The following is a 14,212-nucleotide window of genomic DNA, read 5'->3' on the forward strand; positions in this document are numbered from 1 at the left end:
CTCCTTAGTAGGCGACCGACGGCAACCAGGTGGCAAGGGTCGGCCACAGAAACACTAGCGCCAATCCGGTCAATTGCAGCAGGACAAATGGGATGATGCCCTTATAGATATGCGTCAGCTTGATCTCGGGCGGGCAAACACCTTTGAGATAGAACAAGGCAAAGCCCACAGGCGGCGTCAGGAAGCTGGTTTGCAGCGTCACCGCAACCAGGATCACGAACCAGACCAGCGCCGGTTCATCCAGTACGCCAAAGCCGGGGATGTCGATGCCCAGACCGTTCACGATGGGACGCATCAGGGGCAGCACGATCAGCGTGATCTCGATCCAGTCCAGTACGAAGCCCAGCAGGAAGACGATGAACAGGATGAACAGAATTGTCCCGTTGGCACCAAAGCCGGTGGATTGCACCACATGTTCGATCAGCTCATCCCCGCCCAGTTCGCGCAGGACATAGGAAAACACAGTCGCGCCGAGGAAGATCGCAAAGATATAGGCGGTGGTGTTGAAGGTCGACACCAACACGTTCCACAGCTTGGCAAAGGTCAGCTTGCGATAGCCCAGCGCCAGCAGGGTCGCACCCAAGGCACCGATGCCGGACGCTTCGGTTGGCGTGGTCAGACCGGCAAAGATCGACCCCAGCACGGCAAGGATCAGCATCAGCGTCGGGATGACGGCGATCAGCACGTCCTTCACGGCTGCCCAGTCGGGGGCTTTCGCGCCTTCGGGTACGGGGGCCGCGTCGCGTTTAACCAGAGCCAGAATGAAGATGTAGGTCAGATACAAGGCGCCGATGATCACGCCCGGGAAAACCGCGGCCATGAACAGGTCACCGACGGACAAGGCCATCTGGTCGGCCATGATCACCAGCATGATCGAGGGCGGGATCAGAATGCCCAATGTCCCCGAGGCCGAAACCACGCCCGCAGCCAGCGTCGGCTGGTACTTTTGCTGCATCATCGACGGCAGCGACAGCACGCCCAGCAGTACAACCGAGGCACCAATGATGCCGGTCGAGGCCGCCAGAATGATCCCGATCAGGGTCACGGTGATGGCCAGCCCTCCGCGCACCGTCCCGAAAAGGCGCTGCATCGAAGACATCAGACGTTCGGCCACTCCGGATTCGTCCAGCATCAGCCCCATGAAGATGAACATCGGCAGGGCGACCAGAACCGCGTTGGACATGGTCGCGTAGACCCGGTTCACCACCGCGCCCAAGGTCAGGTAATCAAGCCCGGTAAAGGTGCTTTCCAGCCCTGTCCACAGCATCAGATCATTGTCGAACAGATAGGCCAGACCGCAATAGGCGACGCCGACACCGGCCAGCACCCACGCCACCGGGTAGCCGGTGAACAAAAGCGCGATGAAGGTCAGGAACATCGCGATGACCAGCTTTTCCTCTGTCGTTTCGACCAGGAAGGTCAGGCCGACGCAGACGGCGGCGAATACCGCCAGCACCAGAAGAATACGGCGCAGCGGCGCGCCTTCACGTTCCGAGGCCGGCCCGTAGATCAGCGCGTGCCCGTCATGGATCAACCGTGCCAACGCGGCCAGCGCCAACAGCACAAAGCTGATCGGAATCACCGCCTTGAAAGCCCAACGCGCAGGCAGGCCGGTTGGGCTGTCCGAGCGTTCGTTGACGCGGAAGCTTTCGTAGAAATAATCATAGCCCTGATCGACCATCAGATAGATGAACGGGGTCAGCAGGGTCAGGATGCCGATCACCTCGATGATCCGCTGCGCGCGGCGCGAAAGCTGCATATGCAGGACGTCCACACGCACATGGCTGTCGGTGATCAGGGCATACGAGATGCCGATCATCGTGACGATTCCATAGAAATGCCACTGGATCTCATCCAGTTTCGGGTAGTTCTGGCTGAACAGGTAGCGCAGCGAGACCTGTGCGAAGATCGCGCCCATCAGCAGGACATTGGCCCACATGACGACATGACCCACAGCCTTGACCCCGGCGTCGATCGCGACGGCGATTTTCTGGCGGTCGGAATCGGGGTGTTCCAGGATACCTTCATAGGCTTCGACCGGATCGTTGAGGTTCTTTTGGGTGGTCATGGTCATTCCTCGCTCAGCAACCCGGAATACGGGTAGTGAAAGGTTAGAAAGTCCGAAGATCGAAAAGCAGGAACCGGAGCGGCGGATCGGGCCGCCCCGGCAACGTCAGTGAGGGAGAGATTACTGACGCGGGAGGAAGGCGTTCGTCTTCCAGAGGTTATAGCCGTCACGGAATTCGTTCATGTCGGCCAGAACCTTGGCAAAGAAGGCATCATTGGCGGCTTCTTCTGCGGCAACCTCTTCCCAGGTCGCGCGGAAGGTATCCAGCATCTCGGGCGACCACTGCTTGATGGTGACGCCGTTGTTTTCAACGTTGTCGATCAGGGCCGCGTGCTGGATGGCTTCGCCTTCGGCAAAGCTGTCCGCCATCGAAGCCTTGCAGGCGCTTTCGATGATTGCCTTGTGCTGATCGCTGGTTTCGTTCCAGACGTCCTTGTTGATCAGCAGTTCAAACACGGTCGCCTGCTGATGCCAGCCGGGGAAATAGTTGAACTTGACCAGCTTGTGGAAGCCCAGGCGCGCGTCGATGGCAGGCATTGAAAACTCGGTCGCGTCAATCGCGCCTTTTTCCAATGCGGGGAAGATCTCGCCACCTGGCAGCAGCGAGGTCGCCACACCCAGTTTTTGCATCACCTTGCCGCCCAGACCAAAGAAACGCATCTTCAGCCCGTTCAGGTCCTCGGGCGAATTGATTTCGGACGCGAACCAGCCCGAGGTTTCCGGCGCGATGATGGCACAGGGCAGTACTTTGACGTTGTAACCGGCCTGATCATACATCTCCTGATACAGGGTCATGCCGTTGCCATAATACAGCCAAGCCATGTATTCGCCCGCCTCGGGGCCGAACGGCACGGCCGAGAACAGCGGCGCAGCCGGGATTTTTCCGGCCCAGTAACCGGCCGTGGTGTAACCCGAGTTGATCTTGCCGGTGGACACGGCGTCCAGAATTTCGAAGGGCGGCACCAGTTTTCCCGGCTCGTACACCTTCATCTTCAGCGTGCCGCCGGACATCAGTTCCAGCTGATCAGCCACACGTGGAATAGGCGAACCCAGGCCCGGCAGTTCGGTCGAAAAGGCAATCGGTGTTTTCAGCAGCAGCTTGTCCGCCGCAACTGCGGGTGCCGCCAGCAGGCTGGCGGCCACGGCCAGGCTTGTCAGGGTCTTCTTCATGAAATCTCCTCCAGGGTTGGTCGGGTTTTCTCCGATCAGTGGCGCAGGCTCTTCCAGCGCCGCTCCGGTGGTAAACTAACTTTACCAGCTTAAACCAGTCAATAACTTTGTTTACCACTGGCGCTAACCGAAACTGGAATCTCGCCTTCTACAAGCCCTGCAAAATCCCGATAAGACTGCCTCAAAGAACAACAGATTCTCCAAAAATCATTCAGAAACAGACACGTACTTCACGTCCGGGAAGAATAGCCTCGCGCTTGAAATTTGAACGGATATGGTTATCTCTATTTACCAGTTATTCTTGTTATTTTAGCGTCACACGGGGCAGCATCTCATGAACACCACGGCGATTTTTGAACCGGTTGGACACGAATCGCTGGCTGATGCGGTGGTTTCACAGGTCGAGGACCTGATCGCTTCGGGCATCCTGAAGCAGGGCCGAAAACTGCCTTCCGAGCGCGATCTGGCCGAGATGTTGCGCGTGTCGCGCCCGAAGTTGCGCGAGGCCCTTCAGGTGCTGGAAGAACGCGGGCTGGTCACAACGCAACACGGTGAGGGGACATTCGTCGCGGCCCTGACCGGACAAGCCATGATGCCCGCGCTTCTTGCTTTGTACGAACGCCACGAGCCGGCTTTCTTCGACTATCTGGAGTATCGCCGCGAGCAGGAAGGTTTCGCGGCCCGGCTTGCCGCACGTCGCGCCACCAAAGCAGACAAGGAACGGATTTCCGAGATCCTTGATGAAAACGAGCGTGCCTGGCAGGAGCAGGACGCCAAGGCTTCGCAAGAGGCGGACTTTGCGCTGCATTCCGCGATTGTGGATGCCAGCCAGAACGCGACCCTGATCCACATGATGGCGTCGATCTACGAACTCACCCGCAAGGGCGTTTTCTACAATCGCGACTTCTTGCGCACGATTGACGGGACCGGCGAAAAGCTGCTGCAACAACATCTCGAACTTGGTCGCGCGGTGATCGAAGGGGATGAGAAGCGGGCCGAAAAAGCGGCAAAGGATCACATCGACTTTGTTGAAGAATCATTCAAACTCGGGATCGAACAGCGGCGACGCGAAGCTATGGCCGAAAAGCGCCGGATACTGTCACGCTGACGGCTTTGCCTCCCATTTGCCCTTCTGATTACGGGGCCAAAGTCCCCGAGGTGGCCGCGAAAGGCACCTGTTTGGCGATTTGCGCCCGGCGTCCAAACTTGCCCGATCCGGCTGTCAGATATCTTCTCCGGGCGGCTCCAGAAGGCCGCCTGGCTCCAACAAGGCCCGCTCGGACAGCCACGGGTTGAGCTCAAGCGCCTCGGACAGTGCTGCACGCGCGTCTTCCAGGCGTCTCAACCCCATCAGGGACAAAGCTCGCCCACTCAGCGCACCGATATGGTTTGGCGACATTTCGATCGTGACATTCAGGTCGCGCAATGCCGCGTCAAAATCCTGCCTCAGATAGTTTACGAAAGCCCGCTGATTGTAGCCTTCGGCGTAATCCGGGCAATATTCGACAAGTTGGTTGAAATCGTCCAATGCGCCCGACAAATCCCACGCCTCTCGTCGCGCCATTCCCCGATCCAGCAATGTCTGCGACCGGGCATCCGGCGCGTCTGTCCAAAGTTCCCACATTTTATTCGAGATGACCCGGGCGTCGCTTTGCGATTGCGCCTTTTGGACCTGCTTGATCAGCGCATCCACACCTTCGATATGATCCGGAGCCGTGGGGCATGTCTCGGCCATGGCCGAGCATGAACACGCGATCAGTAAAAACGTTGCAGCACAGGTTCGCATCACGAAACAAGGGTGGGCCATAATTCCACCGCGTCAAGGCTGATGTTCAAAACCGCCCAGCATACCGGTTTCCTTCACGGCCTCCATCGCAACAAAAGTTGAGGTATTGGCGACATGCGGCAGAGACGAGATCTTCTCGGCCAATACACGGCGGTATTCCGACATCGTGGCCGTGCGCACTTTCAGAAGATAGTCAAAATTGGACGCGATCATATGCGCCTGCTCGACCTCGGCGGTTTTGCGGACGGCTGCGTTGAACTCGGCCAGCGCCTTTTCGCGGGTATCGGTCAAACGCACCTCGACAAACGCGACATGATCCAGGCCCAGCCGGATCGGATCCAGCATCGCCCGATAGCCCGTGATCACTCCGCTCGCCTCAAGCCGTTTGAGACGCGCCTGCGTCGGAGATTTCGACAGCCCGATCTCGCGCGCAAGATCGGCCACCGAGATACGGCCGTCCTCGGCCAGAATTCTTAGAATCGACCGGTCAAACCGATCAAGATCAGGAAAACTCATTTGAACTGTCTGTTGCCAAAAATTCAGATCATTCTCCTTCAATTATATCAAAATCAGTCCGTTGTCCTGATTTTTCCGCATTATATTACCACAAAGACCGGAGGACATATGTCACACAGCCTGCGCACCCTCATCGATACTTCCACCTATGCCGATCAGTCGGCAGTTCTTGAGACACTGATCTCTCAGGCCAGCCTGACGGACACGGATCGCAACGCCATCGGCGCCGCGGCTGCGCAGCTTGTGCGCGATATCCGCTCCAGCACCTCTCCGGGTTTGATGGAGGTGTTTCTGGCCGAATATGGCCTGTCCACCGACGAAGGCATCGCCCTGATGTGTCTGGCCGAGGCGTTGCTGCGTGTGCCGGATGCCGACACAATTGACGCGCTGATCGAAGACAAGATCGCGCCCTCCGATTGGGGCAAGCATCTGGGTCAATCCTCGTCCTCGCTGGTGAACGCCTCGACATGGGCGCTGATGTTGACCGGAAAGGTGCTGGACGAGGGCAAGGCGTCTCCGGTCGGGGCGCTGCGCGGTGCGATCAAGCGGCTGGGCGAGCCGGTGATCCGCACTGCCGTGGCACGCGCGATGAAAGAGATGGGCCGGCAGTTCGTTCTGGGGGAAACCATTCAGTCCGCCATGGACCGCGCACGCGGGATGGAGGAGAAAGGCTATACCTATTCCTACGACATGCTGGGCGAAGCGGCCCGAACCGAAGCGGACGCGGCGCGCTATCACCTGTCCTATTCCCGCGCCATCTCGGCCATTGCCGAGGCCTGCACCCATGACGACATCCGCGCCAACCCGGGCATTTCGGTAAAACTGTCCGCCCTGCATCCCCGTTATGAGCTGGCACAGGAACAGCGTGTGATTGACGAGCTGGTGCCGCGACTGCGGGCGCTGGCCCTGCTGGCCAAGGCGGCCGGAATGGGCCTGAACGTCGATGCAGAAGAGGCGGATCGCCTGTCGCTGTCGTTGCAGGTGATAGAGGCGGTGATGTCCGACCCGGCCCTTGCCGGTTGGCACGGTTTTGGCATCGTGGTTCAGGCCTATGGCCCGCGCGCTGGCCTGGTCCTGGATACGCTGTATGGGATGGCCGAACGTCACGATCGCCGGATTATGGTGCGATTGGTCAAAGGCGCCTATTGGGATACCGAGATCAAACGCGCGCAGGTCGAGGGGGTGGATGGCTTTCCCGTCTTCACGCACAAGGCGGCAACCGACGTCTCCTATATCGCCAATGCACGCAAACTGCTGGGCCTGACCGATCGGATCTATCCGCAATTTGCCACGCACAACGCGCACACGGTCAGCGCCATCCTTCACATGGCCAAGGATCAACCGTTCGAGTTTCAGCGCCTGCACGGCATGGGCGAGACCTTGCATCAGATCGTGATGGACAAGCAGAACACCCGGTGCCGCATCTATGCACCGGTGGGGGCGCATCGCGACTTGCTGGCTTATCTGGTTCGGCGCTTGTTGGAGAACGGTGCGAATTCGTCCTTCGTCAACCAGATTGTGGACGAGGATGTGCCACCGGAAGTGGTCGCTGCCGATCCGTTTGTTGCGGTCCGGACCCCTCCGCCCGCACTGCCGACCGGGCCGGAATTGTTCCAGCCTGAAAGACCGAATTCCAAGGGTTTTGACCTGCATCACACACCAACCCTGGATCAGATTGATGCGGCACGGGATCAGTTCCGCGCCCATCATTGGTATGCGCAACCCTTGCTGGCCGATGCGGCCAAACCCGATGCGGATGAGCCGGTGATCAATCCGGCACGGCCTCAGGACAAGCCCGGCGCGGTGGCCCCAGCCAGCGCGGCGGATGTGGAAATGGCATTGGCCTCGGCCAACCCCTGGGATGCCCCCGCTGCCGAACGCGCCCGCATCCTCAATGCCGCAGCCGATCTTTACGAAGCCCATTATGGCGAGTTGTTTGCGCTGCTGGCGCGTGAGGCTGGGAAGTCGCTGCCCGATGCGGTGGCCGAACTGCGCGAGGCGGTGGATTTCCTGCGTTACTATGCGGCAAACATCCCCGATGCCGAACCCGCGGGGATTTTCACCTGCATCAGCCCGTGGAACTTCCCGCTGGCGATTTTCTCTGGGCAGATCTCTGCCGCGCTGGCAACCGGAAACGCGGTTCTGGCCAAGCCTGCGCCCCAGACGCCCCTGATCGCACATCGTGCCATTCAGCTTATGCACAAGGCGGGGGTACCACGCGATGTGCTGCAACTGTTGCCAGGTGGGCCCGCCGTGGGTGCGGCGCTGACGTCGGATCCGCGCGTCTCGGGCGTGGCCTTCACAGGGTCAACAGCCACCGCGCTGAAAATCCGTGCGGCGATGGCCGGATCCATGCGCCCCGGTACGCCGCTGATTGCGGAAACCGGCGGTCTGAATGCAATGATCGTCGACAGCACCGCCCTTCCCGAACAAGCCGTGCAATCGATCATCGAAAGCGCCTTTCAGTCGGCGGGCCAGCGCTGTTCCGCCCTGCGCTGCCTATATTTGCAGGAAGACATCGCCGATGACGTTCTGACCATGCTCAAAGGGGCGATGGATGCGCTGTCGGTCGGCGACCCCTGGCTTTTGTCGACGGATTGCGGACCGGTGATCGACGAACAGGCCCGTCAGGGCATCGCCGAGCATGTGACCAAAGCGCGCCACGAAGGGCGGGTGCTGAAAGAGCTTCCGTTGCCGCCCGAAGGCATCTTTGTTGCTCCGACACTGATCGAGATCCCCGGCATCGCCGCGCTGGAACGCGAGGTGTTCGGCCCGGTGCTGCACGTCGCCCGGTTCAAATCGCAAGAAATCGACAAGATCATCGCCGATATCAACGCCACCGGATACGGCCTGACCTTCGGCCTGCACACCCGCATCGACGACCGCGTGCAGCATGTGACCGAGGCGATCCATGCGGGCAACATCTATGTGAACCGCAACCAGATCGGCGCCATCGTCGGGTCTCAGCCCTTTGGTGGCGAAGGATTGTCAGGCACTGGCCCCAAGGCGGGCGGACCGAACTACATGATCCGGTTCTGCGCTCCCGACCGTCAAAGCACGGCGGATACCTGGGGCGCCGTGGCTGATCTGCCTGCGGCACAAGGTCAACCTGCGCAGGTCAAAACCCGGTCCCTGCCCGGCCCGACCGGTGAATCAAACCGCCTGAGCGAGTATCCCCGTCCGCCTCTTCTGTGCTTGGGACCCGGAGAGGCCGCAGCGCGTGCGCAGGCCGATGCTGTATCTGCGCTGGGTGGCACGGCCATTCAGGCGACCGGGATGCTTGACCTGCACCGGTTGGAAAACCTGACCGGCATTTCGGGCGTGTTGTGGTGGGGAGATGACGAAACAGCGCGGCAGATCGAACAGCATCTGGCGCGCCGCGACGGCCCGATTCTGCCGCTTATACCCGGCAAGCCCGACCGCGCGCGTGTTCTGGGTGAACGCCATGTCTGCGTGGACACGACCGCGGCGGGCGGAAACGCCGCTTTGTTGGGAGGTGCGGCATAAGCTTGCCTTGACGCTGGACGCACAAAAGCCCAGCGTCAAGGCATGTTTCCGATCCGCGACCATAACCCCTCGGGGCGCACACCTTATGTTGTCTATGCCTTGCTGGCGGCCAATATCCTGATCTTCCTCAGCTATGCGGGGATCATGGATGATGGGCCACGGATCGGCAGGCTGTTCTTCGACTACGCCATTATTCCGGCGCGGGTCAGCGACGGGTTCGGGCTGGAAACCCTCGTGACATCCATGTTCCTGCACGGGGGGTGGATGCACTTGGCCGGCAACATGCTGTTTCTCTGGATCTTCGGTGACAATCTGGAAGACGAGATGGGCCATCTGCCCTTCCTGCTGTTTTACATGGCGGCCGGAATCGGCGCGGGCCTGATTCACGTCATCACCGGGCCCGAGTCCCAAGTTCCCACTGTTGGGGCCTCGGGCGCGATTGCGGGCGTGATGGGCGGTTATCTGTTGCTGTTCCCGAAAGCACGGGTGGATATCCTGCTGATCCTGATCGTCTATTTCAGGGTATTTACCATTCCCGCCTTCATCATGCTGGGCGTCTGGCTGGCGATACAGTTCTTTGGCAGCGTCACCAGCAATCCGGACGAAGGCGGCATCGCCTATTGGGCCCATACCGGAGGGTTTGCCGTTGGCCTGTTCCTGTGCATACCGCTGTGGCTGAGACGCGGCGGAATTCAGTTCTGGGATCGCACCCATGGACACCCGCCCCACCCGGAGGCGAAGTACAAGTTGTCACAATCCCGCATTCCGCGCGTTCCGCGCCGCTAAAGCCGGTTCAAAGGGCGCCTAGCCCCGGATCACCTTTGCGAACTGATCGAAGATCGGTTCGTTTGAACAGATCACTTCACCATCTTCCAGCACGTTGCCTTCAGGGTTCAGCGCCTGCACGAAACCGCCAGCCTCTTTGACGATGATCACACCGGCGGCCAGATCCCACGCATTCAGGCGGCGCTCCCAGAAGCCTTCGTACCGGCCCGCGGCCACATATGCCATGTCCAGCGCGGCGGCGCCCCAACGACGGACACCGGCGCAGGCGGGCATCAGGCGCGCCAGATCCTGCAAAGTCGCAGGCAGGTCCGAGCGGCCACCAAAGGGCAGACCGGTCGCGAAGACCGATTCAATCATGCGATGACGACCCGACACGCGAATACGGGTGTCGTTCATCCAGGCGCCCTCACCTTTTTCAGCAAAGAACATCTCGTCCTTGGCGGCGTCATAGATCACGCCGGCAACGATCTTGCCCTTGTGTTCCAAGGCTATGGAAATCGCCCAATGCGGCAGGCCGTGCAGGAAATTGGTGGTGCCGTCCAGCGGGTCGACGATCCAGCGGCGGGTCGGATCCTCGCCATCGATGGAACCGCCCTCTTCGGCCAGCCAGCCATAGGTCGGCCGTGCGCCCAGCAGCTCTTCTTTCAGGATGGCTTCGGCGGCGATGTCGGCCTTCGAGACGAAATCACCGGCGCCTTTCATCGACACCTGCAGATTCTCGACTTCACGGAAATCCTTGACCAAAGAACGCCCCGCCTTGCGCGCGGCCTTGATCATGATGTTGAGATTTGCGCTGCCAACCATTGTCAAAAGGCTCCTGTCCGGTCAAACCGCGCGTATACTGCCGCAATGCGCCCTTGCCAAGAGGAATGATGCGCATAACAGACCCGCAGGAAACGCCGTTACTGGGATTGCAGCTTGCGCGCTTCTTCCCGGGCCAGTTTCACCAGTTCCTGCACATAGGGTTTCTCCAGATCTTCCGACCGGACCGCGGCGTAGAGACGCCGTGTAATGCCCTCTTTCGTCAAGGGTCGGGTAACGTAGTCCGAGTTGTATTTGACCTCGCGCACGACCCAATCCGGCAGCACTGAAATGCCCCGGTTCGATGCGACCAGCAGCAGGATGACGGCTGTCAGTTCCACCTGCCGGATCGTTGCAGGCTCAACCCGCGCCGGGATCAACAGCTGGCTGAACACATCCAGACGCGTGCGTTCCACCGGATAGGTGATCAGGGTCTGGCCGCGAAAATCCTCGGCCTCGATATAATCTTTCTTGGCCAGGGGATGGGTCGAAGCGGCCACAAACACCGCGTTATAATCGAAAAGTTCGACAAATTCGACGCCCGGCAGGTCTTCGGGATCGGACGAGACCACCAGATCGACCTCTTCTTTCTGCAAGGCCGGAAGCGCGTCGAAGGCCAGACCGGGGCGGATATCGACATCCACGTCGCCCCAGGATTTCCTGAAAGATTCGAGCACCGGAAACAGCCATTCGAAACAGGCGTGGCACTCGATGGCTATGTGCATCCGCCCCGTGCGCCCGTCCCGCAGCGAAGAAAATTCATTCTGGGCGGCTTCGACCTGCGGCAGAATTTGCTCGGCCAATCGCAACAGGCGCAAACCGGCAGCCGACAGTTTCATGGGTTTGGAGCGGCGCAGAAACAGCTCGACCCCGGCCTGATCCTCCAACCCTTTGATTTGATGGCTCAATGCGGACTGGGTGATGTTCAACTGATCCGCGGCGCGGGCCAGCCCGCCGCATTCATGGATCGCCTTGATGGTGCGCAGGTGCCGGAATTCAATATGCATTTCAAACAGCATTCATGTTGTTGTTGAGTAATATGAGTTTGTTTCACAATGCTTGCCATGGCACAAGAGGCTCAGTTGATCCAGTGAGGCCACGATGTCCAAACCTGAAATTTCCTTCGAGTTCTTTCCGCCCAAAACTCTGGAAGCCTCTTTCCGCCTTTGGGACACGGTCCAGACATTGGCCCCTTTGGATCCCCGCTTTGTTTCCGTCACCTACGGCGCTGGTGGCACGACGCGTGAACTGACACGCGACGCGGTTTCGACCCTTCACAAGTCATCGGGCCTGAACGTGGCCGCTCATCTGACCTGTGTCGATGCTTCGCGGCAGGAAACGCTGGAGATCGCAGACACCTTTGCACGCGCCGGCGTGCAGGACATCGTCGCCCTGCGCGGCGACCCGCCGAAGGGTCAGGACAAGTTTGTGCCGCACCCCGACGGGTTTTCCAGTTCGGTCGAACTGATCGAGGCACTGGCCGAAACCGAAATGTTCAGCATTCGTGTCGGGGCCTATCCCGACACCCACCCCGAGGCCGCAAACATGGCTGCGGATGTGAACTGGCTGAAGGCTAAGCTGGACGCAGGCGCAGACGAAGCGCTGACACAGTTCTTCTTCGAAGCCGAAACCTTTTTCCGGTTCCGCGATGCTTGCGCCAAGGCCGGCATCGACAAACCGATCGTGCCGGGCATCCTGCCGATCGAGAACTGGGCAGGTGCTCGCAACTTCGCCAAGCGCTGTGGCACGCATATTCCCCAGTGGGTCGAACAGGCATTTGAAAAGGCGGTGCGCGATGGGCGTGAGGATCTGTTGGCCACGGCAATCTGCACAGAGCTGTGTTCAGACCTGATCGAAGGCGGCGTGGACAAGCTGCACTTCTATACACTGAACCGTCCCGAACTGACGCGCGATGTCTGCTTTGCACTGGGCATTACACCGAGCGTTGAGTTGGAAAACGTCGCCTGACTTTCAAAAAACCCAATGATTCGCCCGGGTTACGTTTACGCCCGGGCGTTTGTCGTTTCAGAAGATGTGCACTGTTTCACAACCCCGCCCCTGAAACGGCGCCTTTGAGGGACAATTGAATCTCAGCATCGCGATTGTTGTCCCCAGCCCGGCAAATCATCCCAGAAATTTGACAAAACTATGACTGTGACCACACTGGTTCTGTGTAGTTTGTAAAGAGTGTTTTGAGTATGGAACCTGTCGATAAAGTGCGGGCGCGCGCGGATGCGTTGGCGGATCTGGGGTTGAGTCCCTGCGCCGGTTCCCAAGAGATCAGGGACGCCTGGAGGCAGATCGCCTTCCATTCACATCCCGATCATACGGATGGGGACAGTTCCGGTTTTTCGCGCGCCAAAGCGGCATATGATTTCCTGCGCAAGGAAGGGTTGGTTACAAAAGGTGGTGCCAGTTCCGGCCCTCCGCAACCGCGCCGACCCCGCTTGAAAAAGCGCATCATCGAACTTCCGCTGGAGGATATCGCCGCCTGCAAGGCGATGCTGAATCCCGACCAGAGGTTGCCGCAAATGCACGATGAAGCGGATGTTCAGGACAGATCTGATGCATGTGTCTCGGATCACGTTCCCGACGCGGTCGGGTGTTACGGGCGGCATCTGACCTATTTTGTCACCACGCCCGTGCATCATGGGGCAAATCGCGTGGCCTTGCCAACGACCGTCCTGACCAACGCGCGCCACACCGAGGCTGAAATTCTGAGCTTTCAGTCAAAAGACACCGGCGCCGGAGAAGTCATCATCCCCGATACGATCCGCGAACGGAAGTTTCCGGGCGCCAAGAGCGTGCGGATCAGGTTTGATGCCGATCAGGATATTCGGGATCAATTCTGGCTTGCGGGGTAACGGCCTGGGCCCGGCTGAACCAGCCGGGCCCTGATCTTGTGTTGCCGGATCAGTTTGCGATCGGGCCTTCAGACGTAAATTTCGGGATCACATTGGTAGAAGCGTCGCTTGGTTCGATACCGGGCCAGTTTCCTTCGGCAAGATTGATATTGCCTGGAATGTCTTCCTCGAAAAATCCGACGACCACGTCGGTGATGTTGAGATACAGCTTGTCATCCACGATCCGCCACAGGTTCGGATTTGCCGGAACCTTGCCACCACGCGACACGCCGTAAGCGCAGTGCCCATCATATTGCGGCGCATAGTATGCTGGGTTTTCAAGAAATTTGTCGCGGTTTTCCTCGGTAGCAAAAGCCCAGGTCGCACCGTTGTATTCGGCGGTGATGTTGGCATTTCCGCGCACACCTTCGGGCTGCGACTGGCCCACCGGCATCTGATCCAGGCTGCGATAGGCAACGACATCATAACCCGAAACAGCAAAACCTGTGCCGTCGATATATTGAGGGCCGGCAAAAGCCGGAACCGCCAGAGCTATGGCCGCAGCGAGTGTCAATGCAAAGCGTTTCATGTCGTTCATCCTTTTCGGGTCAACTAAATCCGTGATGCCTTGCGGCAGGTCTGACAGGACAATATGCGATTCCCAAGCGGTGCGTAGTCCCGCTAACGCCGCTGTGACCCGACACGAGAAAACGTGAGAGTTTGGCGGCGGATTGT

General features: G+C 59.4%; 12 protein-coding genes. 5 read left to right on the plus strand and 7 right to left on the minus strand.

Annotated elements, in window-relative coordinates:
• Window positions 1-4: 4 nt before the first annotated feature.
• Both GOW60_RS08390 and GOW60_RS08395 read right to left on the minus strand, forming a co-directional pair.
• On the minus strand, window positions 5-2,068 hold the full coding sequence (locus tag GOW60_RS08390) for a TRAP transporter large permease subunit (protein ID WP_171206297.1): 2,064 nt from the start codon (window positions 2,066-2,068) through the stop codon (window positions 5-7).
• A 120-nt stretch (window positions 2,069-2,188) separates the two neighbouring features.
• Window positions 2,189-3,238 carry a TRAP transporter substrate-binding protein gene (locus tag GOW60_RS08395; RefSeq protein WP_152458932.1) on the minus strand — a complete coding sequence of 350 codons (1,050 nt, stop codon included), beginning with the start codon at window positions 3,236-3,238 and terminating at the stop codon, window positions 2,189-2,191.
• A 334-nt stretch (window positions 3,239-3,572) separates the two neighbouring features.
• On the opposite strand from GOW60_RS08395, the gene GOW60_RS08400 reads away from it, so the two are divergent.
• Window positions 3,573-4,346 carry a FadR/GntR family transcriptional regulator gene (locus GOW60_RS08400; RefSeq protein WP_152458933.1) on the plus strand — a complete coding sequence of 258 codons (774 nt, stop codon included), beginning with the start codon at window positions 3,573-3,575 and terminating at the stop codon, window positions 4,344-4,346.
• Window positions 4,347-4,460: 114 nt separating this feature from the next.
• On the opposite strand, the gene GOW60_RS08405 is transcribed toward GOW60_RS08400, so the two are convergent.
• Both GOW60_RS08405 and GOW60_RS08410 read right to left on the minus strand, forming a co-directional pair.
• The gene (locus GOW60_RS08405; protein ID WP_171229206.1) at window positions 4,461-5,024 is read right to left on the minus strand and encodes a hypothetical protein; all 564 of its coding nucleotides are present in this window, start codon (window positions 5,022-5,024) and stop codon (window positions 4,461-4,463) included.
• 33 nt (window positions 5,025-5,057) lie between these two features.
• Window positions 5,058-5,540: an Lrp/AsnC family transcriptional regulator gene (locus GOW60_RS08410; protein WP_152458934.1), complete on the minus strand. Its 483-nt coding sequence runs from the start codon at window positions 5,538-5,540 to the stop codon at window positions 5,058-5,060.
• Between the two features lie 108 nt (window positions 5,541-5,648).
• Here GOW60_RS08410 and putA point away from each other — a divergent pair, with 108 nt between their 5' ends.
• Window positions 5,649-9,047: a bifunctional proline dehydrogenase/L-glutamate gamma-semialdehyde dehydrogenase PutA gene (gene putA, locus GOW60_RS08415; protein WP_171228957.1), complete on the plus strand. Its 3,399-nt coding sequence runs from the start codon at window positions 5,649-5,651 to the stop codon at window positions 9,045-9,047.
• A 42-nt stretch (window positions 9,048-9,089) separates the two neighbouring features.
• Window positions 9,090-9,833 (plus strand): rhomboid family intramembrane serine protease, encoded by a 744-nt coding sequence (locus GOW60_RS08420; RefSeq protein WP_171228958.1) that lies wholly within the window; start codon window positions 9,090-9,092, stop codon window positions 9,831-9,833.
• 18 nt (window positions 9,834-9,851) lie between these two features.
• Here the strand turns inward: GOW60_RS08420 and GOW60_RS08425 are convergent, their stop codons facing one another.
• The gene (locus GOW60_RS08425; RefSeq protein ID WP_171118687.1) at window positions 9,852-10,637 is read right to left on the minus strand and encodes an inositol monophosphatase family protein; all 786 of its coding nucleotides are present in this window, start codon (window positions 10,635-10,637) and stop codon (window positions 9,852-9,854) included.
• 98 nt (window positions 10,638-10,735) lie between these two features.
• On the minus strand, window positions 10,736-11,641 hold the full coding sequence (locus GOW60_RS08430; RefSeq protein ID WP_171229207.1) for a LysR family transcriptional regulator: 906 nt from the start codon (window positions 11,639-11,641) through the stop codon (window positions 10,736-10,738).
• 94 nt (window positions 11,642-11,735) lie between these two features.
• Between GOW60_RS08430 and metF the strand changes: the two genes are divergently transcribed.
• Both metF and GOW60_RS08440 read left to right on the plus strand, forming a co-directional pair.
• The gene (gene metF, locus GOW60_RS08435) at window positions 11,736-12,602 is read left to right on the plus strand and encodes a methylenetetrahydrofolate reductase [NAD(P)H] (protein ID WP_171228959.1); all 867 of its coding nucleotides are present in this window, start codon (window positions 11,736-11,738) and stop codon (window positions 12,600-12,602) included.
• A gap of 230 nt (window positions 12,603-12,832) precedes the next feature.
• Window positions 12,833-13,498 carry a J domain-containing protein gene (locus tag GOW60_RS08440; protein WP_171228960.1) on the plus strand — a complete coding sequence of 222 codons (666 nt, stop codon included), beginning with the start codon at window positions 12,833-12,835 and terminating at the stop codon, window positions 13,496-13,498.
• 49 nt (window positions 13,499-13,547) lie between these two features.
• On the opposite strand, the gene GOW60_RS08445 is transcribed toward GOW60_RS08440, so the two are convergent.
• The gene (locus tag GOW60_RS08445) at window positions 13,548-14,066 is read right to left on the minus strand and encodes a YHS domain-containing (seleno)protein (RefSeq protein WP_171228961.1); all 519 of its coding nucleotides are present in this window, start codon (window positions 14,064-14,066) and stop codon (window positions 13,548-13,550) included.
• Window positions 14,067-14,212 lie beyond the last annotated feature (146 nt).

Source organism: Ruegeria sp. HKCCA4008, from assembly GCF_013033125.1.
GTDB lineage: Bacteria > Pseudomonadota > Alphaproteobacteria > Rhodobacterales > Rhodobacteraceae > Ruegeria.

Bases quoted from the DNA above. Each gene is read 5' to 3' on its own strand.
- GOW60_RS08390 (WP_171206297.1), bottom strand. From the start codon at position 2,068: ATGACCACCCAAAAGAACCTCAACGATCCGGTCGAAGCCTATGAAGGT.
- GOW60_RS08395 (WP_152458932.1), bottom strand. From the start codon at position 3,238: ATGAAGAAGACCCTGACAAGCCTGGCCGTGGCCGCCAGCCTGCTGGCG.
- GOW60_RS08400 (WP_152458933.1), top strand. From the start codon at position 3,573: ATGAACACCACGGCGATTTTTGAACCGGTTGGACACGAATCGCTGGCT.
- GOW60_RS08405 (WP_171229206.1), bottom strand. From the start codon at position 5,024: ATGCGAACCTGTGCTGCAACGTTTTTACTGATCGCGTGTTCATGCTCG.
- GOW60_RS08410 (WP_152458934.1), bottom strand. From the start codon at position 5,540: ATGAGTTTTCCTGATCTTGATCGGTTTGACCGGTCGATTCTAAGAATT.
- putA (WP_171228957.1), top strand. From the start codon at position 5,649: ATGTCACACAGCCTGCGCACCCTCATCGATACTTCCACCTATGCCGAT.
- GOW60_RS08420 (WP_171228958.1), top strand. From the start codon at position 9,090: ATGTTTCCGATCCGCGACCATAACCCCTCGGGGCGCACACCTTATGTT.
- GOW60_RS08425 (WP_171118687.1), bottom strand. From the start codon at position 10,637: ATGGTTGGCAGCGCAAATCTCAACATCATGATCAAGGCCGCGCGCAAG.
- GOW60_RS08430 (WP_171229207.1), bottom strand. From the start codon at position 11,641: ATGCATATTGAATTCCGGCACCTGCGCACCATCAAGGCGATCCATGAA.
- metF (WP_171228959.1), top strand. From the start codon at position 11,736: ATGTCCAAACCTGAAATTTCCTTCGAGTTCTTTCCGCCCAAAACTCTG.
- GOW60_RS08440 (WP_171228960.1), top strand. From the start codon at position 12,833: ATGGAACCTGTCGATAAAGTGCGGGCGCGCGCGGATGCGTTGGCGGAT.
- GOW60_RS08445 (WP_171228961.1), bottom strand. From the start codon at position 14,066: ATGAAACGCTTTGCATTGACACTCGCTGCGGCCATAGCTCTGGCGGTT.